Below are 25,682 nucleotides of genomic sequence, written 5' to 3' on the forward strand. Positions count from 1 at the left end.
TTAAGGAGTGCAAATTCATGCATATGCATATTTTTGAGGGAGCACATCATCTTTCTCATATAGAATGGATGATTCGAGCTATAATAGCATATATCTTTCTAATTATTGTTGCCAAAGCAATGGGACAACGCTCCATTGCACAACTCCGCTTCTTAGATGTGGTATTAGTTTTATTGTTAGGTGGAAATATTTCCAATGCACTATCCGATGAAAAAGTGGGTTTAACAGGCTCGATGATTACAACTTTTATGCTCGTTGTTCTTCATATCATAAGTTCGATTTTAATGTTGAAATGGGATCGGTGGAGACGTTTTTTAGAACCAGCTCCGGTTATTCTCATACATAATGGTTCAATCGATTTTAGCAATTTGAAAAAAGCAAGAATTACGGTAGAGTATTTATTTTCTGAACTACGCTTACAAAATATTAGTGATATTAAAACAATAAAATTAGCATTATGGGAAGCAAGTGGTGTTGTTTCGGTATTTCAGTATCCAGAATATGAAACGGTATCTCGGCTGGATATGAAAGTAGCTGGTAAAAAATCACCTATTTCATTTATTCTTGTAAAAGACGGGAAAATTCAAAAGGATGTGCTTACTTTATTGGGGAAAACGGAAACATGGGCAAAGGAGGAATTATCAAAAAAAGTATCAATTGAATTGATTCAATTAGCAACGATAGATGAAATGGAAAAAATAAATATTTTGTTAAAAAAATGAAATGAATACGCATTTTACCATCTTATGCATATGATACAATAGTGTGGACAACGAAATAAAAAAAGAAGGGTTTGTTTCGATGGGATATGTAGAGGAGTTACGAAAAGTAGTTGGTCATCGCCCTTTAATTTTAGTTGGTGCTGTTGTTCTCGTATTAAATGAAGGTGGACATGTTTTATTACAACAACGAACAGAACCGTATGGAAAATGGGGATTGCTTGGTGGTTTAATGGAGCTTGGAGAATCCACAGAAGAGACAGCTTGCCGTGAAGTATATGAAGAAGCAGGAATTTATGTGAAAAATTTAAAACTCATTAATGTGTTCTCTGGAGCTAATTACTTTATAAAATTAGCGAATGGTGATGAATTTCAATCTGTAACGACTGCTTATTATACAAATGAATATGAAGGTTTGCTAGCTGTCAATAAAGAGGAAGCGGTTCAGCTTAAATTCTTTCCCGTTACAGAATTGCCTGAGTATATTGTAGGATCACATAAAAAAATGATTGAAGCATATGAGAAGATAGAAAAAGAAAGTAGAAATAATATATAATAGCTATAGAAATACAAAAACACAGTTCTGGTTGGTAGTCCAGACGCATACTAGTATGTCAGTAACCTTCCCCTCCGGGATGTCCAGTATTTCTAATTTTTTTCTAAGGAGGGGCTGTCGATGAAATTGACAGTATATCATGATGGTCAGTTTTTTGTAGGAATGATTGAGGATACACATAAAGGGATTTTGTATGCAGCGAGGTATATTTTTGGTGCTGAGCCATCAGACGAAGAGATACTTGTATTTGTAAATAATACGTTGCTAACGTATTTTAATCACTTTGCCAAATGCGGTGTTAAAGTGGAAGAGAAAAAGCGTCCGAAAAGTATAAAACGTATCATAAGAGAAGCTGCAAAAGAAATGTATACAAAAAGCTTTACGAAGGCACAAGAGGCAATTAGTTTATCTTATGAATTGCATAAGCAAGAAAAGCGAGTGCAATCTAAGGAACAGCGTGAAGCAGAAAAGCAGAAAAAACGCCTTATCAAAGTGCAAAAAGCAAAACAAAAGCATCGCGGACATTAAGAAAAAACGTCTTAGGACACTTGTTCTAGGACGTTTTTTCTATACGCATAAGAAGAATACAAGTAAGTTTACTTGTATTTCTAAAACGGTAACTGGTAAGATACAGAGAGAGAGATCTAGAGGAGGGAAAACATTGATTAACTTTAACTTTTTTATGAATGATGTTGTCCGTCAAGCGCGTGAAGAAATTGTTTCCGCTGGATATACAGAATTAACAACACCATCCGCAGTTGATGAGGCATTTAAGCAAACAGGTACGACACTTGTAATGGTAAACTCAGTATGCGGTTGTGCAGGTGGTATTGCTCGCCCTGCTGCTGCGCATTCCGTACATTATGATAAACGTCCAGATCACCTTGTAACAGTATTTGCGGGGCAGGACAAAGAGGCAACAGCACGTGCACGTGAATATTTTGAAGGATATCCACCATCTTCTCCGTCTTTCGCATTATTAAAAGATGGAAAGATTGTAACGATGGTTGAACGCCATGAAATCGAAGGCCATGAGCCAATGCAAGTCATTGCAAAATTACAATCGTACTTTGAAGAGAATTGTAAAGAGGTTTAATAGAAAATAAAAAAACGGTACATACACTTATAAGTGTATGTACCGTTTTTTTATTTTGTTCCATTTATTAGGATGTTTGTGAGCAGTAAAATCCTGATTGGTGAGGGCTAATAATCAATAGAAGTTAAAGAAAGTCCCCCTCTGATTAAAGTTGCACTTTATTAGGAGGTGAAGTTAATAACATTTGTTTATAATCATTTGTAATGAGAGGGAATATACATGAAATGTATATTTTATACACTAATCTATACATTAATCAACCTAGAAAAACCGTTTTAATAGAATTTGTATTTTATTTTTATTTTAATTGTTGCATAAAAATAAAATTACTGCTACAATACAAACATCGAATAAAAATTCTATAAAACTTTTAAATATACATTATTAGGGGGAGAAATATGAAGAAGTTATTATCAATTTCATTTGCACTTATTTTAATAATAAGTATGTTTAGTGCTTGTAGTAAGGGAGAAACAAAGGAATCGAATACGAAGAAAGATAAGAAAGTACTCGTTATGGGTACTTCAGCAGACTATAAACCTTATGAATATGTGGAAGCTTCAAAGAGTGATGAAATTATCGGTTTTGATGTTGATATTGCAAAGTATATTGGGAAAGAACTTGGTTATGAAGTGAAAGTGAAAGATATGGATTTTGGAGGATTATTAGCATCGCTTAGCTCGGGGAAAGTTGACTTTGTTATGGCTGGTATGACACCAACTCCAGAACGTAAGGGAAATGCGGATTTTACAGATATTTATTTTGTTGCTAAAAACATGATTGTTTCGAAAAAGGATTCAGGTATTAAGTCATTACAAGATTTGGAAGGTAAAAAAGTAGGGGTACAAACAGGTTCTATTCAAGAAGAAAAAGCGAATGAATTTAACAAGCAAGTGAACTTCCAGGCGGAGGGGCGTGACCGTATACCAGAAATCGTACAAGAAATTCAGGCTGGACGTTTTGATGCTGCTATTTTAGAAGATACAGTTGCTAAAAATTATTTAGAAAAAATCAAAGGTTTACAAGGAATTGAAATTCAGGAAGCTCCAGAAGAAGTAGGAGCAGCAATTGCCCTTCCGAAAAATAGTGACAAAACAGCAGAATTTAATAAAGTGATTAAGAAGATGCAAGAAAATGGTGAAATGGACAAATTAGTGAAGAAATGGTTTGGCAGCAAAAAATAAGCTGCCTTTCTCTTTTCTGTGAGAGGAATGACAAAAGATGAACTTAGATTTTTCGGCAATTACTCCGTCGATACCATATATATTAAAGGGACTAGAAGTTACACTGAAAATTGTAGCAGTATCTGCTTTAGTTGGTTTTATACTTGGAACGTTATTAGCACTTTGTAAAATTGCTAGAGTAAGAGTGTTAAATATCGCTGCTGATTTATATACATCGATATTTCGTGGTACACCACTTGTCTTGCAATTAATGATTATTTATTTCGGTGTTCCGCAAATGATTGGATATGATATACCAGCATTTTTAGCAGCAGTACTTGCATTTAGTTTAAATTCGGGTGCATATATGTCAGAGGTAATTCGTGCAGGAATTCAGGCTGTTGATAAAGGACAGACAGAAGCTGCGATGGCTCTCGGTGTTCCATATAGAAAAATGATGAAAAATATTATTTTACCACAAGCATTAAAAAATATATTACCAGCGCTTGTGAACGAATTTGCAACACTTACGAAAGAGTCGGCAGTAGTGACAGTAATTGGTGCGACTGATTTAATGCGCCGTGCATATATTGTAGGCGGTGAAACGTTTAAATATCTTGAACCGTTACTATTTGTCGGACTTGTTTACTATATTCTAGTAATTATTCTTACATTAGTCGGGAAAGCAATTGAAGGGAGAATGAAGAAAAGTGATTAAAATTGAAAACCTTCATAAATCATTTGGACAAAATGAAGTACTAAAAGGAATTACGACAACAATCGAAAAGGGCGAAATTGTTGCGATTGTTGGACCGTCTGGGTCAGGAAAATCAACATTTTTACGTTGTATGAACGTACTAGAAACACCTACAAATGGTCACATTTGGATTGGGAATGAAGAAGTGACCAATCCAAAAACAAATATTATGAGTGTTCGTGAAAATGTTGGAATGGTGTTTCAACATTTTCACTTATTCCCTCATATGACAGTATTAGAAAATATTATGTACGCACCAGTAAATGTAAAAGGTGTGGCAAAACCAGATGCAGAGAAAAAGGCGAAGGAACTTCTTGAAAAGGTAGGATTGCTCGATAAAAAGGATGCATATCCAAACCGTCTTTCAGGTGGACAAAAGCAGCGTGTAGCCATTGCTAGAGCATTGGCAATGGAACCGGAAGTTATGCTTTTTGATGAACCAACATCGGCACTAGATCCTGAAATGGTAAAAGAAGTATTAGAAGTAATGAAATCTTTAGTGACTACAGGAATGACAATGGCAATTGTGACACATGAGATGGGATTTGCAAAAGAAGTAGCTGATCGTGTGCTCTTTTTAGATGGTGGAAAGCTTGTTGAAGATACAAGTCCAGAACAGTTTTTTACAGAACCAAAAAGCAAACGCGCACAAGAATTTTTACAAAAAATATTGTAACATGTAAAAGTTACGTGAATAATAAGGAGAAAAGGATGACAGCTTGTCATCCTTTTTTTATACTTACTGTAAATACGTTTATACATATAGGAGCAATGATATGTTTAGAATTGGATATCGTACAGTGAAAACAGCAGTTGGAACAGGTGCGGCAGTTTTTATTGCGCAGCTATTCGGTTTGGAATTTTATAGTTCTGCGGGCATTTTGGTTATTTTGTGTGTGCAAAATACGAAACGAAAATCACTCCAAGCATCTTTGCATCGGTTTTTAGCTTGCTTATTATCGATGGTATTCTCGTTTTGTATTTTTGAAACAATTGGTTATACACCACTTGCTATTAGTTTGTTACTTCTTACTTTTATCCCAACAGCTGTTATGCTTAAAATTCAAGAAGGAATTGTTACAAGTTCAGTTATTGTCATGCATTTGTATTCATTAAAACATATCACATGGTTAGCGATTGGAAATGAAATTGCAATTTTAACAATTGGAATTAGTGTGGCTTTATTGGTAAATATGTATATGCCAAGTGCAGAAAAAAAATTAAAAAGGTATCAGGAAAAAGTAGAATGGAATTTTAAAACGATTTTATTTGAGATGGCTGTATATTTACGAAATCGAGATAGTACATGGGCTGGAAAAGAATTAATTGAAACAGAGGACATTTTAAAGCAAGCAAAAGAGTTATCCTTCAAAAAACTTGAAAATCAATTTATGCGAGAAGATGATTATTATTATCGGTATTTTGATATGCGTATGCAACAATTTGAAATTTTAGAGCGGATTATGCCGCTTGCAGCTTCCTTATCGTGGTCATATGAGCAATCAGATATGATTGCGGAAGTGATTGGAAACGTGGGGAATTCTATTCGTCCTGAAAGCACAGGTCTTATTTCACTTAGACAATTACAAGAAATGCGAGAGATTTTTAGAGAAATGCCACTTCCTAAGACACGTGAAGAATTTGAAATGCGTGCGAAGCTTGTTCAACTTGTTTACGAAATGGAGCAATATTTACTTATTAAAAGTAGGTTTAAAGGGAAGGATAATGTGAAAGAACTTATATAAATCCAAATTAAAAAGCCAACATCAAACCATTCTTTTTAGGTAGGCAAGAGCATCCGGCCATGCATAGAAGCGGTCAGTGCCCTTTTTCGCCCCATGCCGTGTGAAAATAAAAGAGAAAATAAGTGGAGAGTAGTTTTTGTTTTCATAGCCGCAGCTAATATGTCGAAAAATCAAAATGGATTTATATATAGGGAAGGAATGAATCATGTCGTATTTTCTGTCCTTACTATTATGTTTTTCTCTTTCACCGATATGGCCTCTTGGAGATAATCCGCGTGCTGGAGATCCATTTATTATTGTAAATAAGCAGACGAACAAGCTTGCTTATATTGATGATGGTAAAATACAAAAGGTCTTTCCTGTAGCGACGGGAAAAACAAACGAGTTAACGCCAGAGGGAAGTTTTGATATTGTAATGAAGGCAAAAAATCCTTATTATATTGCGAAGGATATCCCTGGTGGTTCACCAAAAAATCCACTTGGCTCTAGGTGGATGGGGTTTAATGCACGAGATACTGACGGGAGTAAATATGGTATTCACGGTACAAATCAGCCAAGCTCAATTGGAAAATATATTTCACAAGGATGCATTAGAATGAAAAAAAATGATGTGGAATATTTATTTGATCGCATTCCAATTGGAACAAAGGTATGGATTGTAAAATCGAAAAGAACATTTCAGCAGCTTGCAAAAGAAAAAGGAGCTCTGGTTTACGAAAAGGTCAACCGAACAAGTTGGCTTTTTCTTTCCACGAACTTGTCTTGACATGTGTACATATCCATGTATTAATGAGGATATACGAAGATTATTGGAAAAGGAGTTGCTCGTATGTATTTGAATCCAAGGCTTTCTTATATGCAGTTTTTTATTGGCTTTCTATTCATTGTGACTTTCATATTGGCAACTTTTAATGTATGTTCTTTTCTGGTGTCAATTGTGTTCATGGCACTTTTAAATGTAACTTTTGTTATAGGAGCGTTTCAGCAAAAACATTATACCAGCTTTGTTATGGCCCTTGTTATGGCTTTTTCATTTAGTATTGTAGCGCTTGTACTAATAATAAAATAAAATATAAATCATTTATTAAAATGATTGTGATTGAACAGGCTGTTTATTTTCTATCCAGGAGAATAAACAGCCTGTTTGTGCTAAAAAAGGACGACATTATATATCGTCCTCCTTACCAAAACATACTTGCTCCAGTGAGTAATGTTGTTACAAGCATTGAAATTAGCATAACGTATATCATAACTTTTTGTGCTTTCTTATTCATGTTAAACCTCCTTACAATCATTCCAACTCTCCCTCGCTATTTGCGGACAGTAACACTCCCACTTTAAAATTCAGCAAAAGCAAAGAAGTTAGGTGGGAGATGAACTGTCCGTAAAAGCCCAATTGGTGAGGATTAATAATTATTGGGGGAATGGAGACTCCCCAATAATTAAAGTTTCACTTTATTGTATCGAGAAATGGAAATATGGACAAGGGTATAGAGAAGACAAAATTCGAGAAGTGTATCTAAAATATAACAGGAAAATTTGAAATACACAGAGAATATAAACAGCATAGGACACAGTTTTTTCGGTGCCTTTTAAAAAAGTTTTGCAAGCTGAAGAATGGAGATACGATAATGAAAATATATGAAACAGAACGTTTGCAATTAAGAGAAATCGATGAGTCGTATGCAGAGCAAGTTCTTCAATATTACGACAAAAATCGTGAGTTTTTAAAGGCGTGGGAAGAATATCGACCAGATGATTTTTTTACATTGGATTATCAAAGAAAACGGTTGCGAAAAGATGAGAAAGAATTTGTAGAAGGGAAAATTATTCGATTATGGATTTTTAAAAAAGGTGATGATACGAATATTATCGGTTGTATTTCTTTCAATTTAATTGTGCGTGGAATTTATCAGTCCTGTGTTCTTGGTTATAAACTAGATAAAGATGAATTAAACAAAGGTTATACGACAGAAGCGCTTAGAAAAGCAATTGAAGTGGCTTTTCAAGAATTCCAATTACATCGTATAGAAGCCCCGATTATGCCCCGTAACTTAGCATCTATTCAAGTTGTAACGAAGATTGGCTTTCAATATGAAGGGGTGTCCCGGAAGATGTTAATGGTAAATGGGGTTTGGGAAGATCATATGCGGTGGGTCCTTTTAAATGAGTAGAAGAAAGCAGATGGTTATCTAGATGTGTGAACCATCTGTTTTTTTAGCTTGTCTTTCGAAACTTTTGCGAAATTCTGTTATAATTAACGATGTTACATACTTAATGCAATGCAGGAGGCGCATTCTCATGATTAATCAAGAACGTTTAGTAAATGAATTTATGGAACTTGTGCAAGTAGATTCTGAAACAAAATATGAAGCAGAAATTTGCAAAGTGTTAACAGAGAAATTTACTGCTTTAGGTGTTGAAGTATTTGAAGATGACACGATGGGTGTAACTGGACATGGTGCAGGTAACTTAATTTGTACTTTGCCAGCGACGAAAGAAGGAGTAGATACAATTTACTTCACTTCTCATATGGATACAGTAGTTCCTGGTAAAGGAATTAAGCCTTCTATTAAAGATGGTTATATTGTATCAGATGGTACGACAATTTTAGGGTCAGACGATAAAGCTGGATTAGCATCCATGTTTGAAGCAATCCGCGTTTTAAAAGAAGAAAATATTCCTCATGGAAAAATCGAGTTTATTATTACAGTTGGTGAAGAATCAGGTCTTGTTGGGGCGAAAGCATTAGATCGTGAACGTATTACAGCAAAATATGGCTATGCATTAGATAGCAATGGAAAAGTGGGCGAAATCGTAGTTGCAGCGCCAACGCAAGCAAAAGTAAATGCGATTATTCGCGGGAAAACAGCTCACGCCGGTGTAGCACCTGAAAAAGGTGTATCTGCAATTACAATCGCAGCAAAAGCAATTGCAAAAATGCCACTTGGTCGTATTGATTCTGAAACAACTGCAAATATCGGTCGTTTCGAAGGTGGCACACAAACAAACATCGTTTGTGACCATGTGCAAATTTTCGCAGAAGCTCGCTCTTTAGTAGATGAAAAAATGCAAGAGCAAGTTGCAAAAATGAAAGAAGTATTTGAAACAACTGCAAAAGAAATGGGCGGTCAAGCAGATGTTGAAGTAAAAGTTATGTACCCAGGATTTAAATTTGCTGATGGCGATCATGTTGTAGAAGTTGCAAAACGTGCTGCTGAAAAGATTGGTCGTACACCTTCTCTTCACCAAAGTGGTGGCGGAAGTGACGCAAACGTAATTGCAGGGCATGGTATTCCAACAGTAAACTTAGCAGTTGGTTATGAAGAGATTCATACAACAAACGAGAAAATTCCTGTTGAAGAATTAGTAAAAACAGCTGAACTAGTTGTTGCAATTATTGAAGAAATAGCGAAATAATTGTAAGCATACGAAAAAAATGGCGTGTAAACCATCATAGGTTTACACGCCATTTTCATTTGGATTCGATTGCTTTTACAAGGCGAATGAGCCAATATAAAAAAATCCAGGGGAGTATATACGTTGTTGCAACACGTACTAAGTGAGGTAGCAGTGCGAAGGTATTCACATTAATATTAAAAATCGGCAGTAGTAAATAATTAATAGCAATAATTAATATAATAACGAGGAACGTGTAATTGAGTTTACTATGGTTTTTCATACCACCCTCTCCTTTTACATAATTATCCATTGCTGATTTCAGTATATCAAAAAATAGTCGGAAAGAACGTGTTTTTGTGATTGAAAAGCTCCACTGTTTTTGAGGAATTTGATATAATAAATTCAGGAACAAACGTTCTTTTTTGGGGGTGAGAAACATGAGAGAAATGTATCCAAAAAACGGTCGTGTCATTCTACATGTTGATATGAATTGTTTTTTCGCGTCAGTTGAAATTGCCCATGATCCATCATTAAAAGGAAAACCATTAGCGGTTGCAGGGAATGAAAAAGAACGAAAAGGGGTTATTGTAACATGTAGTTATGAAGCAAGGGAATACGGAGTACGTACAACAATGCTCCTTTGGGAAGCGAAGCGGTTATGTCCAGAGTTAGTTGTGAAGCACCCGAATTTTAAATTATATCGCGAGGCGTCATTTGAGATGTTTCAAATTCTTTCACGCTTTACTGAAAAGATTCAGCCAGTTTCTATAGATGAAGGTTACTTAGATATAACAGATTGTTATGGATTAGGTTCACCTCTTGAGATTGCTAAGATGATTCAACAAGCATTATTAACAGAATTAGAGTTGCCATGTAGCATTGGAATAGCCCCAAATCTTTTTCTAGCGAAGACTGCGTCAGATATGAAAAAGCCGCTTGGTATTACTGTGTTTCGGAAACGAGATATTCAGGAATTACTTTGGCCACGTCCTGTTGAAGCAATGCATGGAATTGGTGAGAAAACAGCAGAAAAGCTAAAAGAAATCCATATACATACAATTGAACAGTTGGCAAAGGGAGAAGCGCATGTGATTCGTGCAAAAATAGGAAAGCACGGCGTTGATTTACAAAAACGGGCAAAAGGTATGGATGATAGAGAAGTCGATCCAAATCAAATGGGACAACATAAAAGTATCGGAAATTCAACAACATTTTCGAAGGATATGGATGAAGAGAAGGAATTGCTTGATATGTTAGAGCGCTTATCGAAATCAGTTAGCAAAAGGCTACAAAAACGGACTCTTGTCAGCTATAACATTCAAATTATGATGAAATACTATGATCGGCGTACAGTAACGCGGAGTAAACAATTAAAAAATGCAATTTGGGAAGAATGTGATATTTTTCAAGCTGCTTCACGTTTATGGAAGCAACATTGGGATGGCGATCCGATTCGATTGCTTGGTGTCACAGCTACGGAATTAGAATGGAAAACAGAATCAATTAAACAACTGGATTTATTTTCATTTGAAGAAGATGCGAAAGAAGAGCCACTATTAGCTGTAATTGACCAGATTAATGATAAATATGGAACTCCTGTTTTACAAAGAGGGAGTCAGTTATTTCGAAAGCAGGAGAAATCTTTTCGGCAGAAATTGGAAAATAAATTTATGTAAAAAAGTGTCATGGTAATTTAGTACTCATGACACTTTTTATATTTAACTCGCTTCTAAATCTAATGAAGTTTTCCATCCTGCAGTCGTTACTTCAGATTCCAAAAGCATTTGATTTACTACTTTCTCGATTAAGGCTACTTGATTTGTTACCGAGAATTAGGAAATACTCTTCGAACGGTTTCGGTAAATTCTTCAAATAACCCTGTTACTGGTTTGCCTTGGTTAATTTTGTCCGCATAGTCTCTCATTCGATCTACAAAATCAGGATTTGAAGATACAAATACATGACGAATATCTGGGTCGGTAGCTCTAACTTGATCTGCAACTTTCTTTTCTAATTGTTTTGTGATTTGTCCTTTTACATTTTCACGTAAAACAACGGCAACATAGGCATTTCTATTTGTGACGATTACATTTGCCTTGTCTATTTCTTCTAGTTCAACGATTCGATCTGCCGCTTTATTTGCTATATGCAGTCGTGTTTCATTGTTCGTGACACCGTTCGTATTATTTTTTACTCTTTGAAGGTTAGTGTTGTTTCCTTCGTATGTAACATTTCGTACGCCATTGTTTTCGCGATTATCCAATGCTTTCTCCTTTTGCTTTCCTGCACATCCAAGCAATGAAATAATTGCCAAAAAAATGATTGAAAACATCTTTAATTTTTTCAATGATATCTCTCCTTTACAATACTATGTTTTTAAAATGACCAGTTGGCCATTTATTATTCATAGTAAAAAGGGGATGATATTTTGTATATTTTATAAAAACAAAAAAAGCATCGATTTTCGATGCTTTTTTATTTTTATCCCGCTATTTGCGGACAGTAAGACCCCTATCTCAAATTTCAGTGAAAGCAAAGAAGTTAGATTGGGGATCAACTGTCCGTAAAAGCCCGGTTGGTGAGGGCTAATAATCAGTGGGGGATGAAGCGACACTGATTAAAGTTTCACTTTATAGATTATGAGATGGAAGGATTTTCATAAATCACAATCTCTGAATTGTTTGTTGTTGAAATACGTCGTGCATAATATGTGATAGATGAAGAAATGTATTCAGGTAACGTTCGATTTGTATGCGATGTGGTGTATTCATGAATTAACTCTTTTAAAGTCGTCCATTCTAGTGGTGCTGGGTGATCAGACACGAAAGAACTTACCCAGCGATCAAATGAAGATGAAAAATCAGTTTGTAAACGAAATACTTCTTTCATAGTTAAACGCTCCCTTTATTTGTAATACAATTATTTTACTATAAAACACGAACGATTGCTATTTTTTTATCGTTAACGTTCGTTTAATATAGTTGTCTAGATGAGTAGTTCATAGAAATTCATTTGCCATTTGAAATAACATTCCGTAAGATGAAAGATAGATTCTATAAAGAGCTGGAGGAAAGAAAGTGGAATTTGTATTTTTAGGAACTGGTGCAGGCGTCCCTTCAAAAGGGAGAAATGTTTCGGCAATCGCTTTGCAGTTGTTAGAAGAACGAGGTGAAACGTGGTTATTTGACTGTGGTGAAGCAACACAACATCAAATTTTACATACATCAGTGCGTCCACGTCGCATTGAAAAAATATTTATTACACATTTGCATGGAGATCATATTTTTGGGTTACCTGGTTTATTAGGAAGTCGTTCCTTTCAAGGAGGAACAACTCCATTAACAGTATACGGACCAAAAGGGATTAAGCAATTCATTGAAGTCGCATTATCGGTGAGTACAACACATGTTAAATATCCACTTGAAATTGTAGAAATTACTGAGGAGGGTATTGTTTTTGAAGACAAGCAATTTCATGTAGAAACGAAGAGGTTGTCACATGGAATTGAATGTTTTGGATACCGAATCGTTGAGAAAGACATACAAGGACATCTCCTTGTTGAGAAGCTGCTAGAAGCTGGCGTAAAGCCAGGGCCAATCTTTAAACGTTTAAAAGACGGTGAAGTAGTTGAATTAGAGGATGGAAGGGTTTTACACGGAAAAGACTTTATTGGTCCACCTCAAAAAGGAAGAATCATTACGATTTTAGGGGATACACGTTATTGTGAAGCAAGTAGAATCCTTGCGCAAGATGCAGATATACTTGTACATGAAGCGACATTTGCAGCAGCAGATGAAATCCAGGCACATGATTATTTTCACTCAACAACAGAACAGGCAGCAAGTATTGCATTGCAAGCGAATGTGAAACGGTTAATATTGACTCACATTAGTTCGCGTTATCAAGCAGATACATATAAGGAATTGTTACAAGAAGCTCAGTTGTTGTTTGCAAATACAGAAATAGCTATGGATTTGAAATGTTTTCCAGTAGAACGATAACATTTTACAAACAATGGCAACATAAGTTTGCCATTGTTTTATTTTTTATAAAAAATTTTTTCTCTACAAGATAGTTGAAACTGTTATCATTTGATATCTATATGAACTAATACAGGGATTTTAAGATTTTTAGATGAATATGAGAAAAACACATAACATCGGTCATTTTGAAAAACTGTTATATAGATAGTTTGTCTTATTGTTACTACAAGAGAAGTAAAAAAAAATAATTCTGAAACTTTGAAATTCAACAAAAGTAAGCGTTTCATAAAAAACAAGCTATAATGAGGGCAAATTACAATTCGTCGGGAGTTACAGCGTGCATTTTAGCCATTTTTCGTAACGAAACGAAATTGACTAAAAGAGAGAGGGCATCATGGAGATTATTAAGGGAACCGTATTATTATTATTATTTGTACTCAGTCTTTTTTCACTCTTTAGTTTCTTGGAGAATCAGCAGGTAGTCTAGGCGGAGTAGCTGGTGCAACTCTTGTTGCGTTAGGAATGGGGGTATCACCTGTTTATGCTATGCTTGTAGGGGCTTCTGTGTTAAAATTTGGATTGCTACCAGGATTTATTGCTGGTGCGATTGCCGGACTTATGGTTATGTATGGTTTTAATGATCCGATGAAAGTAACGCTATGTTTCTTATGTATTATGGTGTCTGGTATTATTGCAGGATATATTGGCTTACTTCTATTCAAAAACTATCCGATTCGTACAGCGGAGCAAATTCGTAGTACGGGAGGAAAGGCAACAGAATCGGCAGCTTAATAGAATAGTAGTAAGCAATTTTTTATAAAAGATTTAGGGGGAATCATGATGAAATATCGCTCAGTATTTGATATTATCGGTCCAGTTATGATTGGGCCGTCCAGTTCACATACAGCAGGTGCAGCAAGAATGGGGCAAGTTGCTCGTCAACTTTTCCGTCATGAACCAAAAAGAGTTACGATTTCGTTATATGGCTCGTTTGCAAAAACATATCGTGGTCATGGAACGGATGTAGCATTGATTGGTGGTATACTAGGATTTGAAACAGATGATACACGTATCCCAAGTGCGCTAGAAATTGCAAAAGAGCGTGGGATTGAAGTGGACTTTATTGAAGAAGAAGCGAATGCACCACATCCGAATACAGCGAGAATTCGTTTGTATAAAGGAGAAGAGGAGATTGAAGTGGTTGCTTGTTCAATTGGTGGTGGAAAGATTGAAGTGGTGGAATTAAATGGGTTTGATTTACAACTATCAGGAACAAGTCCGGCACTTCTTATTGTAAATAATGATCGCTTTGGAGCGATTGCATCTGTAGCTTCTATACTTGCCAAACATGAAATTAATATTAGTACGATGAGTGTCTCACGTAAGGAAAAAGGAAGAAGAGCGCTTATGGTCATTGAAACAGATGAATTGTTGGCAGATGAAGTTATCGAAGAAATTAAAGGACAATCTAATATTTGTCAAGTAACTATTATGGATTAATTGCAGGGGGGACACACCATGTTTCGGAACGCAGCGGAACTAGTGGCGCAAGCTAAAGAACAGAATGTAAAAATTGCAGAAATTATGATTCAATGTGAAATGGAGACAAGAAGTATCTCTCGTGAAGAAGTACTTGCAGGCATGGAGAAAAACTTAGTCGTGATGGAACAAGCGGTAGAGCGTGGTATTAAAGGTGTGAAATCACCGACTGGTTTAACTGGCGGAGATGCGGTGAAAGTACAAGAGTATATGAAGAGCGGGAAAGGTTTATCTGGGCATACGATGTTGGATGCAGTGAGCAAAGCGGTTGCAACAAACGAAGTAAATGCAGCAATGGGAATCATTTGTGCAACACCAACAGCTGGATCAGCTGGGACTGTACCAGGCGTACTATTTGCGCTCAAAGAAAAATTACAGCCAACACGTGAAGAAATGATTGAATTTCTATTTACAGCAGGAGCATTTGGGATGGTTGTTGCCAATAATGCTTGCATTTCAGGTGCAGCTGGAGGTTGTCAAGCTGAGGTTGGTTCAGCAAGTGGAATGGCAGCAGCGGCAGCTGTTGAAATGGCTGGAGGAACACAAGAGCAAGCAGCTACAGCGATGGCGATTGCTTTAAAAAATATGCTAGGGTTAGTATGTGATCCAGTTGCTGGACTTGTAGAAGTACCTTGTGTAAAACGTAATGCAGCAGGTGCATCAAATGCTATGATTGCAGCGGATTTATCACTAGCTGGTGTAACAAGTACAATTCCATGCGATGAAGTTATTGAAGCGATGTTTAGAATTGGGCAAACAATGCCAGTTGCACTTCGTGAGACAGCTGAAGGTGGACTAGCAGCAACACCAACAGGGCGTCGCCTTCAAGAAGAGATTTTTGGAAAGAGTAGCAAATAAGAGAATACAATCGTGATAAAAGAACGGAGCTCAGATCTATTTTCTGAGCTCCGTTTATTATTTTTCGTTTGTTAATTGTTCTAATGTTTTTCCAAGTTCATGTGATCGTTTTGTAGCTTGTGTAATACATGCGACGAGTGCTTGTTGAAAATTAAAACTTTGAAGAACCTCGATCCCAGCTTCTGTCGTTCCACCAGGAGAGGTGATTTCTTTTCGTAAGATAGAAGGGTGCTTAGTATTAGCTTTAAGCATTTCAGCGGCACCGATCATTGTTTGTAAAATAAGTGATTTAGCCACAGACTCTTCTAAGCCGATCTGTTTTGCGGCTTCTTCCATTGCTTCAACTACGTAATACACGTACGCAGGGCCACTCCCAGATAGTGCAGTAACAGCATGCATATGTTCTTCTTCCACCACTGAAACAAGGCCAATTGTTTCAAATAAAGATTTAGCAATGTAAATGTGCTGCTCTGTTGTATGCAAGGATGGAGAAATAGCTGTGGCTGATTTTAAAATAGCGGCTGATGTATTTGGCATTGCTCGGATAATCGGAACATTTTTTTGAAGCAGGCTTGTAATAGAACTTGTAGAAACACCTGCTAATAATGAAATAACGAGTTGATTATTCGTTATATATTTTTTTATAGGTTGAAGTGCTTCTGCGACGTCTTTTGGCTTCATTGCAAGGAAAATAATATCCGCATGAGCAAGTAGTTCTTCTTTGTTATGTGTTCCTTTGACACCGTATTTTGTATGTAATTCCTGTAATCTTGTTTCATTTGAGCGGTTACTTACTGTAATTTGTTCACCCGTTACAACCTTCGCATCTAATAAACCGGCGATGATTGCTTCAGCTATAGATCCGGCACCTAGAAAGGAAATATTTTGAATAGACATGATGAAGCCTCCTTAATTTTTGTAAGAAAAACTTATAAATTTACATACATTCGTTTTATTATAGAAAACACCTTCTTTTTATCTGAAAATAATGACAAATTTTTAAAGAAGTTGTAAACTGAAGAGGGATTCATTTTTGAACCGGAGAGAGACGGGGGGCATAAACATGGTAGCAATTCATCGAATGGAGATTCCTGTTCCATTTGCAGTTGAGACAGTTAATGTGTTTTTAGTAAAGGGAGAATCATTAACATTAATTGATACAGGGACAAATACAAAAGAGGCCAGGGCAGCATTAGAAAAACAATTAAGGACTTTAGGATATAGGATAGAAGACATTGAAACAGTAGTGATTACACACCATCATGCTGATCATTGTGGACTTTTAAATACATTTTCTGAGAAGACAAATATTGTGGGCCATCCTTGGAATGAGCCGTGGATTACGCAGGATTCTCAATTTTTGAAACGTTATCAACAATTTTTTAAAGAAGCCGCATTACAGTTCGGAGTTCCAGAAGCATTTTTGAAGAATGAAGCATTACTTACGACGAAAACACTTAAATATTCTTGTAATAGATCGTTAACACATACTGTACGAGAGGGAGACAGTATTGAATCGTTACCGGAGTTTACAGTTATTGAAACACCTGGGCATGCTTCGACTCATATTTCGTTATACAGGGAGCGTGATGGACTATTAATTGGTGGGGATGCTTTAATCAGTCATATTTCCTCCAATCCGATACTAGAACCGCCATATGAAGGACAGACAGAGCGAGCGCAACCTTTACTACAATATAATCAAACATTAAAACGTTTAAGTAACATGAAGATTTCACGCATTTTATCAGGTCATGGAGAAGACATTGTGAATGTGAAAGAGCTGATAGAGGGAAGATTGCAAAAACAAGAAACACGTGCTTTCAAAGTGTTAGAATTATTAAAAGAAAAACCGATGACAGCCTTCGAAGTATGTGTGAAATTATTTCCTGTATTATATAAAGAACAATTGCCACTTACGATTTCGGAAACAGTTGGACAATTGGACTTTTTAGCATATAATCAACAAGTGATGATTGATGAATCGTCGCCACAATTGATTTATTATGCAAAGTAGGTGACAGCGATGACGGGACGTTTACAAGAAAAAGTAATCGTCATTACAGGAGCTTCTAGTGGAATTGGAGAACAAGTTGCGATGCAAGTTGCAGCGCAAGGCGCGATTCCTGTATTAATAGCGCGGACAGAAGAAAAACTACGAGTATTAGCTGGAAAGATTAAAGCGACTTACAATACGCCTTGCTATTATTACGTATTAGATGTAAGTGAAGAAGCAGAGATCGATACTGTTTTTGCAAGAATATTAAAGGATGCAGGGCAGATTGATATATTGGTAAACAATGCTGGTTTTGGTATTTTCAAAACGTTTGAAGAAGCGTCCATGACTGAAGTGAAAGATATGTTTCAGGTCAATGTATTTGGATTAGTAGCTTGTACGAAAGCAGTATTACCTCATATGTTAGAGAGAAATAGTGGACAAATCATTAATATTGCTTCGTTAGCAGGGAAAATTGCAACGCCAAAATCTAGTGCGTATGCAGCAAGCAAACATGCGGTATTAGGATTTACGAATAGCTTACGCATGGAGCTCTCAAATACAAATATTCATGTAACAGCGATTAATCCAGGGCCAATTGACACAAACTTTTTTGATATTGCTGATCAATCAGGTACATATGTAAAAAATATGGGACGTTACATGTTAAAGCCAACATACGTAGCAGAGCAAATTGTAAAAGTGATGCAAACGAAAAAGCGTGAAGTGAATTTGCCAAAATGGATGAGTGTTGGGCCAAAACTTTTTGCGTTATTTCCAGGTTTTTTTGAACGTATAGCAGGTAAATCATTAAGTAAAAAATAGGAGATTTCCATTTGGAAATCTCCTATTTTTTATTTTCCCGTAATATATTCATAAACAATATCCTCAATTGCTTCATATACATCGATATTAGGTTCCGAACCAATGGTTGTTTGGACACTTTGAATTAAAGTTTCCCGATCCTCTTTTGAAATAGGTTTACATTGATATTGCCGAAAACTTTTTATCAACATCTTTTCAATTAATTTTTCATTCATGTTTTTCCCCGCTTGCATGTATAAATGTATTGTTTTTATTGTACTTGAAGTATAGAAAAAATACTAGCGTACATCAAAGGTGTATAAAAATTCATGTATAATTATTGTTTTTCTAGAAAAATTACGTTTTTAAAACTTTTAAAATTAATAAATATTTAATTGACTCTATAAATATACAATATTATAATCATATTTAATTTAAAGAATCGATATAAGGAGGAGCATATGAAAGTCGCGATTATTGGAGCAACTGGATATGGAGGAATTGAGTTAATAAGGTTGTTACATCATCATCCATATTTTTCGATTACATCTGTCCATTCTTTTTCACAAGTAGGGGAACGAATAACAAATGTATATCCGCACTTACAAAATTTTATTGTCCATACGTTACAAGAAATCGACGTGGATGTAATAGCGAAGGAGGCTAGTATTGTATTTTTAGCGACACCAGCAGGGGTTTCGGCGGAGCTGACGCCACGCTTGCTAGCGTCTGGTTTAAAAGTTATTGATTTATCAGGTGATTTCCGTATGTTGAATCCTTGTACATATGAAACATGGTATAAAAGGCCTGCTGCAAAGGAAGAAATTCTTCAAAAGGCAGTGTATGGATTAAGTGAATGGAAAAAGTTAGCTATTAAAGAAACGGAATTGGTTGCAAATCCAGGATGTTTTGCAACAGCGGCACTGCTAGCAGCTGCGCCATTAATGCGGGGCGGGATGATAGAGGAAGACTCACTTATTATCGATGCGAAATCAGGGGTGTCAGGAGCGGGAAAAACACCGACAACAATGACTCATTTTCCAGAGCTGTATGATAATTTCCATATTTATAAAGTGAATGAGCACCAGCATGTTCCAGAGATTGAACAAATGCTTGGTGAGTGGAATAAACAGGCGAAACCAATTACATTTAGTACACATTTAATTCCGATATCGAGAGGGATTATGGTTACTCTCTATGCAAAAGCAAAACGAGATATCCATGCACAGATATTAGAGAGGCTATATGAAGAAACGTATTGTTATGCTCCTTTTGTTCGTATCCGTTCTAAAGGAGAGTTTCCAAGTCCAAAAGAAGTAAGGGGTTCAAATTATTGTGACATTGGAGCGGCTTATGATGAACGAACAGGACGTATTACAGTAGTTTCCGTTATCGACAATATGATGAAAGGAGCGGCTGGGCAAGCAATTCAAAATGCAAACTTATTAGCAGGTCTGGAGGAAACGGCGGGATTACAATATATGCCGCTCTATCCATAAGGGGGAAGAATGATGATTGGAACAGATTCTATTATAAAAGTTGCAAGTGGATCAATTGTAACGCCAAAAGGTTTTGCGGCGATTGGTACCCAGGTTGGGTTGAAAAAAGGGAAAAAAGATATGGGAGCAATTGTTTGTGATGTTCCTGCTAATTGCGGAGCTGTTTATACAACAAATCAATTTCAAGCTGCGCCAGTACAAGTTACAAAAGAAAGTATAGCTGTGGAAGGAAAGCTACAAGCAATTGTTGTAAATAGCGGAAATGCAAATGCATGTACAGGTGTACAGGGGTTACAAGATGCGTATGAAATGAAAACGTTGGCTGCGAAACAATTCCAGCTAAAAGAAAATCATGTAGCAGTTGCTTCAACAGGTGTCATTGGAGTTTCTTTACCAATGGAAGCAATTCGTACTGGTATTTCCTATCTCGTACCATCGAAAGAAAAAGAGAAGGCAGCTTCCTTTTATGAAGCGATATTAACAACGGATCTTGTTATAAAGCAATCATGTTATCAGTTTATGATTGAAGGAAAAGAAGTGACGATTGCAGGGGCAGCAAAAGGTTCTGGTATGATTCATCCGAATATGGCAACGATGCTTAGCTTTATTACAACAGATGTAAATATAGAACAAGAAGCACTCCAGCTAGCATTATCACAAGTTACGAATCATACATTTAATCAAATTACTGTGGACGGTGATACATCTACAAATGATATGGTCGTTGTAATGGCAAGTGGGTTATCAGGAACAACTGCTATTTATACGAATCATACGGAGTGGGAGAAGTTTATGTTTGCTTTGCAAAAGGTATGTGAGGACTTAGCGAAGCAAATTGCTAAAGATGGTGAAGGTGCTACTAAGTTAGTTGAAGTAAATGTATACGGAGCACGAACAGTGGAAGAAGGGAATAAGATTGCGAAACAAATTGTTGGCTCAAGTCTTGTGAAAACTGCAATGTATGGTGAAGATGCAAATTGGGGCCGCATTATTAGTGCGATTGGTCAAAGTGGAGTTGTTATTGATCCTATCGCTGTTGATATTGCTGTTCAGTCTATTCCTGTTTTACAAAGCAGCGAGCCACAAGCGTTTTCTCAAGAGGAAATGAAACAAAAATTAAAGGAATCTGAAATTGTTATTGATGCTCATTTGCACCTTGGAGGGGAGAAAGGAAGAGCTTGGGGCTGCGACTTAAGCTATGACTATGTGAAAATAAATGCTTGTTATCGTACGTAAGGAGAGAGAAGATGAGCGAGTATATCGTAGTAAAATGCGGTGGTAGTATGCTAGAACGTTTAGAACATGTGTTTTTTGAATGTATAGAGCAGCTGAAGAAAAAATATCAAGTTATTGTTGTTCATGGCGGTGGAGCAGAAATTGATGCAAAGCTAAAGCGATTTAATATTCCAATTGAAAAGAAGAATGGATTACGTATGACGACAAAAGAAGTGATGAATGTTGTTCAAATGGTTTTATGCGGAAGCACGAATAAAAAAATGGTGATGAATTTTCAAAAGCATGGCTTGCATGCAGTCGGAATCTCTGGTTGTGATGGGAAATTACTTCAAGTTCAGCCTTTTGATGAGGATATTGGATATGTTGGTGAAGTTACCGGTGTAGAGACTTCACTATTAAAAGGGTTACTAGATTTGAATTATATTCCGGTTATTGCTCCAATTGGGGTAAGAGGAAACCAGGTTTATAACATAAATGCAGATACAGCCGCAGCCGGAATTGCAGCTGCGCTGGGGGCGAAAGAACTTATTTTTATTACGGATGTAGATGGGATATTGTTCGAAGGGAAGTTGTTAACGAAAGCGGATGAAGCTGAGATCCTACGTCTGATAGAAAAAGAAATTATTACAGGGGGGATGATTCCGAAAGTGCAGGCTGCTCTCACCTCAATACAGATGGGAGTCGAGCATGTCAGCATTGTAAATGGTACAAAACATTTTGTAGGAACATCAGGGGAGTGGGTTGGAACGACGGTAACAAAAGGGGTGAATATCGTATGAGTAGTCATATATTTCCGACATATGGGAGACGCAGTGTTGAAATTGTTCAAGGAACCGGAACAAAAGTGATAGATGAAAGTGGGGAAAAGTATTTAGATTTTACTTCTGGAATTGCTGTATGTAATTTAGGACATTGTCATCCTGTACTTGTAGAAGCAGTAAAAAAGCAATTACAGGAAATTTGGCATATATCAAATCTTTTTCCGCACAAGGCACAAGAAAAGGTAGCTGAATTGCTAACAGAGGGGCGTGAGTTAGATTACGTGTTTTTTTGTAATAGCGGGGCAGAAGCCAATGAAGCAGCGCTTAAACTAGCGCGGAAGCATACGGGGAAATCTCTTGTTTTAACATTTCAGCAATCTTTCCATGGAAGAACATTTGGAACGATGAGCGCAACGGGGCAAGAGAAAGTAAAAAAGGGATTTGGTCCACTTCTTCCATCTTTTTCACATATTCCCTTTAATGATATAGCCGCGCTCAGGGAGACAATGAATGAAGAAGTAGCTGCAGTTATGGTGGAAGTTGTTCAAGGTGAGGGTGGCGTCTTACCTGCTGATATTTCCTTTTTGCAAGAGATTGAGAAGTTATGTAGACAATATGGTGCTCTTTATATAATCGACGAGGTGCAAACGGGTATGGGAAGAACGGGAACGTTGTTTGCTTATGAACAGACCGGAACATCCCCAGATATCGTTACAGCGGCAAAGGCGCTTGGAAATGGGATCCCGGTTGGGGCAATGCTTGGAAAGAAAGAGCTTATGACTGCTTTTTCAGCGGGGACTCATGGTTCAACATTTGGCGGAAATTACATTGCAATGACAGCAGCAAAAGAAGTACTACAAATTATAAAACAACCTTCATTTTTACAAGAAGTAAAAGAAAAGGGAGAATACTTCCTGCAAAAATTAAAGAAAGAATTACTTGATGTTGAATGGATTACTAATATTCGAGGGAGAGGACTTATGATTGGAGTCGTTTGTAAGTGTGACGTCACATTCATTATAGAACAGTTAGAAAAAGAGGGGCTTCTTGTATTGCAAGCTGGAACAAATGTTTTGCGACTTTTACCACCACTCATTGTAACGAATGAAGAAATAGACGAAGCAGTAAATATGATAAAAAGAGTGATTTGTACACAAAAATCACCAATATTATAAGGGGGAAATTCTATGTCAACTATACAAGTACCGAAATTACAAACGAAAGATCTTTTAACATTAGAAGAACTGACGCAAGAGGAGATAATTGCGCTAATTGAATTTGCAATGTATTTAAAAAAAGAGAAGCATGAACCTTTATTAGAAGGGAAAATATTAGGGTTAATTTTTGATAAACATTCAACTCGTACGCGTGTTTCTTTCGAAGCAGGAATGGTACAACTCGGTGGACATGGAATGTTTCTAAGTGGAAAAGAAATGCAACTTGGCAGAGGAGAAAGTGTTTCAGACACAGCAAAAGTATTATCTCATTATATTGATGGAATTATGATTCGTACATTCTCGCACGCAGATGTAGAGGAGCTTGCGAAAGAAGCAAGTATTCCTGTTATTAATGGATTGACAGATGATCATCATCCGTGTCAGGCATTAGCTGATTTGATGACAATTTATGAAGAAGTTCATACATTTAAAGGGATTAAACTTGCTTACCTAGGGGATGGAAATAATGTATGTCACTCTTTACTGCTAGCAAGTGCAAAAGTCGGTATGCATATGACAGTGGCGACTCCCCCAGGGTATGAACCGAATGAACAAATTGTAAAGCGTGCGCTAGAAATTGCAAATGAGACGGGAGCAAATATTGAAGTTTTGAATGATCCGGAGTTGGCAGTGAAAGGTGCTGACTTTATCTATACCGATGTTTGGATGAGCATGGGGCAAGAAGATACGGAAGGGAAATACCAATTATTTCAACCGTTTCAAGTGAACGAAAAACTTGTTCAGCATGCGAAAGCAACGTATCGCTTCTTACATTGTTTACCCGCTCATCGTGAAGAGGAAGTAACAGGAGAAATTATAGATGGATCGCATTCTGTTGTCTTTGCGCAAGCAGGGAATCGATTGCACGCTCAAAAAGCATTATTGGTAAGTCTACTTCAAAACATCAAAAAACCTTCCTAATCGGGGAGGTTTTTTTGTTACGAAATGTCTGATGTATATTTGGTGAATGTTCTTTGTATCATTTATAATAAGATGAAGTTAGTATAAGTGAAGTTAAATAGGGTTGTTTGTGTCGTAGTATTAAGTTCATACTACGAAGAGAAAAAACTATTAAAGAGATGATAATTGTGCAAACAGGTAAAAAAACATATTCATTTTTTCAACGTATTTGGAGAGTGCTTAAATTTCATTATTATAAGTTGCTCCGGTCGCCAGAAGGAGCGAAGAAAGTGTCACGTGGATTTGCGATTGGATTTGCTTTGGAAATGTTGGTGATTTATACAGCGTCACTTGTTTATCTTATTTTTTATCCAATTGTACGCTTAGCAAAGGGATCTTTTCCAGCAGCGGTTATTGGTAATATTATCGGAAAAATATCATTTCTTCCGGTAATTTTGTTTCCGTTTGCATATGCATTAGGGAAAACTTTATATCCATTTGAAATAAAGGTAATTCAGCATAAACCATATACAATATCTGATCTTTTCTCGAGTAATATTTTTATTATGTTAAAGAGCTTATTACAGAGTGAAGTATATGTATTAATTGGGATGACAATTTTCGGGGTTGTATTTGGAGTAATATCTTATTTTGTTGTGCATTATTTATATGAAAAGAACCGTAAGTTACGTTTGAAAAAAAGAAAAAAACGCGCGAGAGAACCACTTGTACAAATATAAAGAATGTCACATTCATTTTCCGCCTTGAATATGCTTAAAAAAGGAGGGTGAATGAATGTATTATTACTATGTACCTCAAGCATACTCATATGTGCATTATTATCCTGTTCCTTATACAAGGCAACAGTTTGAAACATATCAGCAAGCGCAGCCTTCTCCGGAGCAAAAACCATACTTAACAACATGGCCGTATTCAAATGTATATTATGGAAACTATTATGAATCATAAAGCTGCTTCCTTTGGAAGCAGCTTTATACGTTTGTTTTCAAAATTAAATTTTGAATCGTTTGAAGCGAGTGAATGAGTTGTTCACGATCGCTTTCCGATAATGTTTGAAAGTTTTCTTTTAGTTTGTCTAAAATGAATTGTTGATATTGACTTACTGACGATTTCCCTTCTAGTGTTAGAGAAATTAAAATGACTCGTCGATCTTTTTCGCTGTAATGACGCTCTATAAGTTCTTCTTGAATCAATTTATTTAATAGAGGTGTCATGTTGGGCCTTGAAATCGCTAATCGCCTTCCGATTTCTGACACTGCTAATGTGCCACGTTCATGCAATAGCAGTAACACCTGTGTATGTGACGGTGGCATGTGCCTTTGTGAAGAAAACTCTCCAGGAAGCATAAATTTGCGATAAAAAAGAGGCACTAACGAAAGAAGATGATCAACAATACGTTCCCATTCGCGTGATTCCATATAAAGGCCCCC

The 25,682-nt window shown here is 36.5% G+C and carries 33 protein-coding genes and 1 pseudogene; 26 read left to right on the forward strand and 8 right to left on the reverse strand.

From position 1 onward, the window contains the following. Positions 1 to 17 precede the first annotated feature (17 nt). From C568_RS0103375 to C568_RS0103420, 10 genes are all read left to right on the forward strand, one after another. Positions 18 to 722, forward strand: a complete 705-nt coding sequence (locus C568_RS0103375) for a DUF421 domain-containing protein (protein ID WP_018766141.1) — start codon at positions 18 to 20, stop codon at positions 720 to 722. A gap of 79 nt (positions 723 to 801) precedes the next feature. Beyond that, positions 802 to 1,275 carry an NUDIX hydrolase gene (locus tag C568_RS0103380; RefSeq protein WP_018766140.1) on the forward strand — a complete coding sequence of 158 codons (474 nt, stop codon included), beginning with the start codon at positions 802 to 804 and terminating at the stop codon, positions 1,273 to 1,275. Positions 1,276 to 1,395: 120 nt separating this feature from the next. Then, on the forward strand, positions 1,396 to 1,803 hold the full coding sequence (locus C568_RS0103385) for a YjdF family protein (protein WP_018780793.1): 408 nt from the start codon (positions 1,396 to 1,398) through the stop codon (positions 1,801 to 1,803). Positions 1,804 to 1,957: 154 nt separating this feature from the next. After that, the gene (locus C568_RS0103390; RefSeq protein WP_003208428.1) at positions 1,958 to 2,371 is read left to right on the forward strand and encodes a BrxA/BrxB family bacilliredoxin; all 414 of its coding nucleotides are present in this window, start codon (positions 1,958 to 1,960) and stop codon (positions 2,369 to 2,371) included. 398 nt (positions 2,372 to 2,769) lie between these two features. After that, positions 2,770 to 3,555, forward strand: coding sequence for a transporter substrate-binding domain-containing protein (locus C568_RS0103395; protein ID WP_003200151.1), 786 nt, complete (start codon positions 2,770 to 2,772; stop codon positions 3,553 to 3,555). A gap of 37 nt (positions 3,556 to 3,592) precedes the next feature. Next, a complete protein-coding gene (locus C568_RS0103400; protein WP_003200153.1) occupies positions 3,593 to 4,252 on the forward strand; it encodes an amino acid ABC transporter permease in 660 nt (219 codons plus the stop codon). Next, the gene (locus C568_RS0103405; RefSeq protein ID WP_018780794.1) at positions 4,245 to 4,967 is read left to right on the forward strand and encodes an amino acid ABC transporter ATP-binding protein; all 723 of its coding nucleotides are present in this window, start codon (positions 4,245 to 4,247) and stop codon (positions 4,965 to 4,967) included. The genes C568_RS0103400 and C568_RS0103405 overlap by 8 nt, the downstream gene beginning before the upstream one ends. Positions 4,968 to 5,067: 100 nt before the next feature. Next, positions 5,068 to 6,036: an aromatic acid exporter family protein gene (locus tag C568_RS0103410; protein ID WP_018780795.1), complete on the forward strand. Its 969-nt coding sequence runs from the start codon at positions 5,068 to 5,070 to the stop codon at positions 6,034 to 6,036. 205 nt (positions 6,037 to 6,241) lie between these two features. Further along, positions 6,242 to 6,802, forward strand: a complete 561-nt coding sequence (locus C568_RS0103415) for a L,D-transpeptidase (RefSeq protein ID WP_006095921.1) — start codon at positions 6,242 to 6,244, stop codon at positions 6,800 to 6,802. A gap of 63 nt (positions 6,803 to 6,865) precedes the next feature. Then, positions 6,866 to 7,105, forward strand: a complete 240-nt coding sequence (locus C568_RS0103420; protein WP_016116232.1) for a DUF3894 domain-containing protein — start codon at positions 6,866 to 6,868, stop codon at positions 7,103 to 7,105. Positions 7,106 to 7,217: 112 nt separating this feature from the next. Here C568_RS0103420 and prli42 read toward each other — a convergent pair whose 3' ends face one another. Then, positions 7,218 to 7,310 (reverse strand): stressosome-associated protein Prli42, encoded by a 93-nt coding sequence (gene prli42, locus C568_RS34115; RefSeq protein WP_018780796.1) that lies wholly within the window; start codon positions 7,308 to 7,310, stop codon positions 7,218 to 7,220. 357 nt (positions 7,311 to 7,667) lie between these two features. On the opposite strand from prli42, the gene C568_RS0103435 reads away from it, so the two are divergent. Both C568_RS0103435 and C568_RS0103440 read left to right on the forward strand, forming a co-directional pair. Then, positions 7,668 to 8,210 (forward strand): GNAT family N-acetyltransferase, encoded by a 543-nt coding sequence (locus tag C568_RS0103435; RefSeq protein WP_018780798.1) that lies wholly within the window; start codon positions 7,668 to 7,670, stop codon positions 8,208 to 8,210. Between the two features lie 127 nt (positions 8,211 to 8,337). Further along, complete coding sequence (locus tag C568_RS0103440; RefSeq protein ID WP_003200167.1) at positions 8,338 to 9,456, forward strand: tripeptidase T; 1,119 nt, start codon at positions 8,338 to 8,340, stop codon at positions 9,454 to 9,456. 55 nt (positions 9,457 to 9,511) lie between these two features. Here the strand turns inward: C568_RS0103440 and C568_RS0103445 are convergent, their stop codons facing one another. Next, positions 9,512 to 9,718 (reverse strand): hypothetical protein, encoded by a 207-nt coding sequence (locus tag C568_RS0103445; protein ID WP_029426860.1) that lies wholly within the window; start codon positions 9,716 to 9,718, stop codon positions 9,512 to 9,514. Positions 9,719 to 9,875: 157 nt separating this feature from the next. Here C568_RS0103445 and C568_RS0103450 point away from each other — a divergent pair, with 157 nt between their 5' ends. Continuing rightward, positions 9,876 to 11,114, forward strand: a complete 1,239-nt coding sequence (locus C568_RS0103450; RefSeq protein ID WP_018780800.1) for a DNA polymerase IV — start codon at positions 9,876 to 9,878, stop codon at positions 11,112 to 11,114. 42 nt (positions 11,115 to 11,156) lie between these two features. On the opposite strand, the pseudogene C568_RS32565 reads toward C568_RS0103450, so the two are convergent. The 3 genes and pseudogenes from C568_RS32565 to C568_RS0103460 all read right to left on the reverse strand — a co-directional run. Further along, positions 11,157 to 11,261: pseudogene (locus tag C568_RS32565) on the reverse strand (MgtC/SapB family protein); the annotation flags it as partial. Next, a complete protein-coding gene (locus C568_RS0103455; RefSeq protein ID WP_018766132.1) occupies positions 11,261 to 11,785 on the reverse strand; it encodes a YhcN/YlaJ family sporulation lipoprotein in 525 nt (174 codons plus the stop codon). The gene C568_RS0103455 and the pseudogene C568_RS32565, both read right to left, overlap by 1 nt. A gap of 290 nt (positions 11,786 to 12,075) precedes the next feature. Next, positions 12,076 to 12,327, reverse strand: a complete 252-nt coding sequence (locus C568_RS0103460) for a DUF3932 family protein (protein ID WP_018780801.1) — start codon at positions 12,325 to 12,327, stop codon at positions 12,076 to 12,078. A 188-nt stretch (positions 12,328 to 12,515) separates the two neighbouring features. On the opposite strand from C568_RS0103460, the gene rnz reads away from it, so the two are divergent. From rnz to sdaAA, 4 genes are all read left to right on the forward strand, one after another. Next, the gene (gene rnz / locus C568_RS0103465) at positions 12,516 to 13,439 is read left to right on the forward strand and encodes a ribonuclease Z (RefSeq protein WP_003200147.1); all 924 of its coding nucleotides are present in this window, start codon (positions 12,516 to 12,518) and stop codon (positions 13,437 to 13,439) included. 504 nt (positions 13,440 to 13,943) lie between these two features. Beyond that, complete coding sequence (locus C568_RS35150; RefSeq protein WP_018780802.1) at positions 13,944 to 14,213, forward strand: hypothetical protein; 270 nt, start codon at positions 13,944 to 13,946, stop codon at positions 14,211 to 14,213. A 48-nt stretch (positions 14,214 to 14,261) separates the two neighbouring features. Next, entirely contained in the window at positions 14,262 to 14,921 is a 660-nt protein-coding gene (gene sdaAB, locus C568_RS0103475; RefSeq protein ID WP_016116224.1) for an L-serine ammonia-lyase, iron-sulfur-dependent subunit beta, read from the forward strand. Positions 14,922 to 14,939: 18 nt separating this feature from the next. Beyond that, complete coding sequence (sdaAA, locus tag C568_RS0103480; RefSeq protein ID WP_003208393.1) at positions 14,940 to 15,818, forward strand: L-serine ammonia-lyase, iron-sulfur-dependent, subunit alpha; 879 nt, start codon at positions 14,940 to 14,942, stop codon at positions 15,816 to 15,818. Positions 15,819 to 15,875: 57 nt separating this feature from the next. On the opposite strand, the gene proI is transcribed toward sdaAA, so the two are convergent. After that, entirely contained in the window at positions 15,876 to 16,715 is an 840-nt protein-coding gene (proI, locus tag C568_RS0103485; protein WP_006095917.1) for a pyrroline-5-carboxylate reductase ProI, read from the reverse strand. 166 nt (positions 16,716 to 16,881) lie between these two features. Here proI and C568_RS0103490 point away from each other — a divergent pair, with 166 nt between their 5' ends. Next, positions 16,882 to 17,835, forward strand: a complete 954-nt coding sequence (locus tag C568_RS0103490; RefSeq protein ID WP_018780803.1) for an MBL fold metallo-hydrolase — start codon at positions 16,882 to 16,884, stop codon at positions 17,833 to 17,835. Between the two features lie 9 nt (positions 17,836 to 17,844). Next, on the forward strand, positions 17,845 to 18,639 hold the full coding sequence (locus C568_RS0103495; protein ID WP_018780804.1) for an SDR family NAD(P)-dependent oxidoreductase: 795 nt from the start codon (positions 17,845 to 17,847) through the stop codon (positions 18,637 to 18,639). 29 nt (positions 18,640 to 18,668) lie between these two features. On the opposite strand, the gene C568_RS0103500 is transcribed toward C568_RS0103495, so the two are convergent. Next, entirely contained in the window at positions 18,669 to 18,854 is a 186-nt protein-coding gene (locus C568_RS0103500) for a YqzH family protein (RefSeq protein WP_018766126.1), read from the reverse strand. 225 nt (positions 18,855 to 19,079) lie between these two features. On the opposite strand from C568_RS0103500, the gene argC reads away from it, so the two are divergent. The 7 genes from argC to C568_RS34585 all read left to right on the forward strand — a co-directional run bounded on the left by argC (position 19,080) and on the right by C568_RS34585 (position 25,200). Further along, positions 19,080 to 20,117, forward strand: coding sequence for an N-acetyl-gamma-glutamyl-phosphate reductase (gene argC, locus C568_RS0103505; protein ID WP_018780805.1), 1,038 nt, complete (start codon positions 19,080 to 19,082; stop codon positions 20,115 to 20,117). Positions 20,118 to 20,129: 12 nt separating this feature from the next. Beyond that, positions 20,130 to 21,353: a bifunctional glutamate N-acetyltransferase/amino-acid acetyltransferase ArgJ gene (gene argJ, locus C568_RS0103510; protein ID WP_018780806.1), complete on the forward strand. Its 1,224-nt coding sequence runs from the start codon at positions 20,130 to 20,132 to the stop codon at positions 21,351 to 21,353. Positions 21,354 to 21,364: 11 nt separating this feature from the next. Continuing rightward, positions 21,365 to 22,132 carry an acetylglutamate kinase gene (argB, locus tag C568_RS0103515; protein WP_018780807.1) on the forward strand — a complete coding sequence of 256 codons (768 nt, stop codon included), beginning with the start codon at positions 21,365 to 21,367 and terminating at the stop codon, positions 22,130 to 22,132. Then, a complete protein-coding gene (locus C568_RS0103520) occupies positions 22,129 to 23,289 on the forward strand; it encodes an acetylornithine transaminase (protein ID WP_018766124.1) in 1,161 nt (386 codons plus the stop codon). Before argB ends, C568_RS0103520 begins: the two co-directional genes overlap by 4 nt. Before the next feature lie 12 nt (positions 23,290 to 23,301). Next, positions 23,302 to 24,252 (forward strand): ornithine carbamoyltransferase, encoded by a 951-nt coding sequence (argF, locus tag C568_RS0103525; RefSeq protein ID WP_006095911.1) that lies wholly within the window; start codon positions 23,302 to 23,304, stop codon positions 24,250 to 24,252. A gap of 167 nt (positions 24,253 to 24,419) precedes the next feature. Next, complete coding sequence (locus C568_RS0103530; protein WP_003200118.1) at positions 24,420 to 24,971, forward strand: DUF2062 domain-containing protein; 552 nt, start codon at positions 24,420 to 24,422, stop codon at positions 24,969 to 24,971. Between the two features lie 55 nt (positions 24,972 to 25,026). Then, positions 25,027 to 25,200 carry a hypothetical protein gene (locus tag C568_RS34585; protein ID WP_003200119.1) on the forward strand — a complete coding sequence of 58 codons (174 nt, stop codon included), beginning with the start codon at positions 25,027 to 25,029 and terminating at the stop codon, positions 25,198 to 25,200. Between the two features lie 23 nt (positions 25,201 to 25,223). Here the strand turns inward: C568_RS34585 and C568_RS0103540 are convergent, their stop codons facing one another. Then, on the reverse strand, positions 25,224 to 25,670 hold the full coding sequence (locus C568_RS0103540; RefSeq protein WP_018766123.1) for a MarR family winged helix-turn-helix transcriptional regulator: 447 nt from the start codon (positions 25,668 to 25,670) through the stop codon (positions 25,224 to 25,226). Between the last annotated feature and the right edge of the window lie 12 nt (positions 25,671 to 25,682).

The organism is Bacillus sp. 95MFCvi2.1, assembly GCF_000374965.1.
Taxonomy (GTDB): domain Bacteria; phylum Bacillota; class Bacilli; order Bacillales; family Bacillaceae_G; genus Bacillus_A; species Bacillus_A pseudomycoides.

What these genes read in the sequence shown, in the direction of transcription:
- C568_RS0103375 (WP_018766141.1), top strand. Translation starts at nt 18, where the DNA reads ATGCATATGCATATTTTTGAGGGAGCACATCATCTTTCTCATATAGAA.
- C568_RS0103380 (WP_018766140.1), top strand. Translation starts at nt 802, where the DNA reads ATGGGATATGTAGAGGAGTTACGAAAAGTAGTTGGTCATCGCCCTTTA.
- C568_RS0103385 (WP_018780793.1), top strand. Translation starts at nt 1,396, where the DNA reads ATGAAATTGACAGTATATCATGATGGTCAGTTTTTTGTAGGAATGATT.
- C568_RS0103390 (WP_003208428.1), top strand. Translation starts at nt 1,958, where the DNA reads ATGAATGATGTTGTCCGTCAAGCGCGTGAAGAAATTGTTTCCGCTGGA.
- C568_RS0103395 (WP_003200151.1), top strand. Translation starts at nt 2,770, where the DNA reads ATGAAGAAGTTATTATCAATTTCATTTGCACTTATTTTAATAATAAGT.
- C568_RS0103400 (WP_003200153.1), top strand. Translation starts at nt 3,593, where the DNA reads ATGAACTTAGATTTTTCGGCAATTACTCCGTCGATACCATATATATTA.
- C568_RS0103410 (WP_018780795.1), top strand. Translation starts at nt 5,068, where the DNA reads ATGTTTAGAATTGGATATCGTACAGTGAAAACAGCAGTTGGAACAGGT.
- C568_RS0103415 (WP_006095921.1), top strand. Translation starts at nt 6,242, where the DNA reads ATGTCGTATTTTCTGTCCTTACTATTATGTTTTTCTCTTTCACCGATA.
- C568_RS0103420 (WP_016116232.1), top strand. Translation starts at nt 6,866, where the DNA reads ATGTATTTGAATCCAAGGCTTTCTTATATGCAGTTTTTTATTGGCTTT.
- prli42 (WP_018780796.1), bottom strand. Translation starts at nt 7,310, where the DNA reads ATGAATAAGAAAGCACAAAAAGTTATGATATACGTTATGCTAATTTCA.
- C568_RS0103435 (WP_018780798.1), top strand. Translation starts at nt 7,668, where the DNA reads ATGAAAATATATGAAACAGAACGTTTGCAATTAAGAGAAATCGATGAG.
- C568_RS0103440 (WP_003200167.1), top strand. Translation starts at nt 8,338, where the DNA reads ATGATTAATCAAGAACGTTTAGTAAATGAATTTATGGAACTTGTGCAA.
- C568_RS0103445 (WP_029426860.1), bottom strand. Translation starts at nt 9,718, where the DNA reads ATGAAAAACCATAGTAAACTCAATTACACGTTCCTCGTTATTATATTA.
- C568_RS0103450 (WP_018780800.1), top strand. Translation starts at nt 9,876, where the DNA reads ATGAGAGAAATGTATCCAAAAAACGGTCGTGTCATTCTACATGTTGAT.
- C568_RS0103460 (WP_018780801.1), bottom strand. Translation starts at nt 12,327, where the DNA reads ATGAAAGAAGTATTTCGTTTACAAACTGATTTTTCATCTTCATTTGAT.
- C568_RS35150 (WP_018780802.1), top strand. Translation starts at nt 13,944, where the DNA reads ATGGGGGTATCACCTGTTTATGCTATGCTTGTAGGGGCTTCTGTGTTA.
- sdaAB (WP_016116224.1), top strand. Translation starts at nt 14,262, where the DNA reads ATGAAATATCGCTCAGTATTTGATATTATCGGTCCAGTTATGATTGGG.
- sdaAA (WP_003208393.1), top strand. Translation starts at nt 14,940, where the DNA reads ATGTTTCGGAACGCAGCGGAACTAGTGGCGCAAGCTAAAGAACAGAAT.
- proI (WP_006095917.1), bottom strand. Translation starts at nt 16,715, where the DNA reads ATGTCTATTCAAAATATTTCCTTTCTAGGTGCCGGATCTATAGCTGAA.
- C568_RS0103490 (WP_018780803.1), top strand. Translation starts at nt 16,882, where the DNA reads ATGGTAGCAATTCATCGAATGGAGATTCCTGTTCCATTTGCAGTTGAG.
- C568_RS0103495 (WP_018780804.1), top strand. Translation starts at nt 17,845, where the DNA reads ATGACGGGACGTTTACAAGAAAAAGTAATCGTCATTACAGGAGCTTCT.
- C568_RS0103500 (WP_018766126.1), bottom strand. Translation starts at nt 18,854, where the DNA reads ATGAATGAAAAATTAATTGAAAAGATGTTGATAAAAAGTTTTCGGCAA.
- argC (WP_018780805.1), top strand. Translation starts at nt 19,080, where the DNA reads ATGAAAGTCGCGATTATTGGAGCAACTGGATATGGAGGAATTGAGTTA.
- argJ (WP_018780806.1), top strand. Translation starts at nt 20,130, where the DNA reads ATGATTGGAACAGATTCTATTATAAAAGTTGCAAGTGGATCAATTGTA.
- argB (WP_018780807.1), top strand. Translation starts at nt 21,365, where the DNA reads ATGAGCGAGTATATCGTAGTAAAATGCGGTGGTAGTATGCTAGAACGT.
- C568_RS0103520 (WP_018766124.1), top strand. Translation starts at nt 22,129, where the DNA reads ATGAGTAGTCATATATTTCCGACATATGGGAGACGCAGTGTTGAAATT.
- argF (WP_006095911.1), top strand. Translation starts at nt 23,302, where the DNA reads ATGTCAACTATACAAGTACCGAAATTACAAACGAAAGATCTTTTAACA.
- C568_RS34585 (WP_003200119.1), top strand. Translation starts at nt 25,027, where the DNA reads ATGTATTATTACTATGTACCTCAAGCATACTCATATGTGCATTATTAT.
- C568_RS0103540 (WP_018766123.1), bottom strand. Translation starts at nt 25,670, where the DNA reads ATGGAATCACGCGAATGGGAACGTATTGTTGATCATCTTCTTTCGTTA.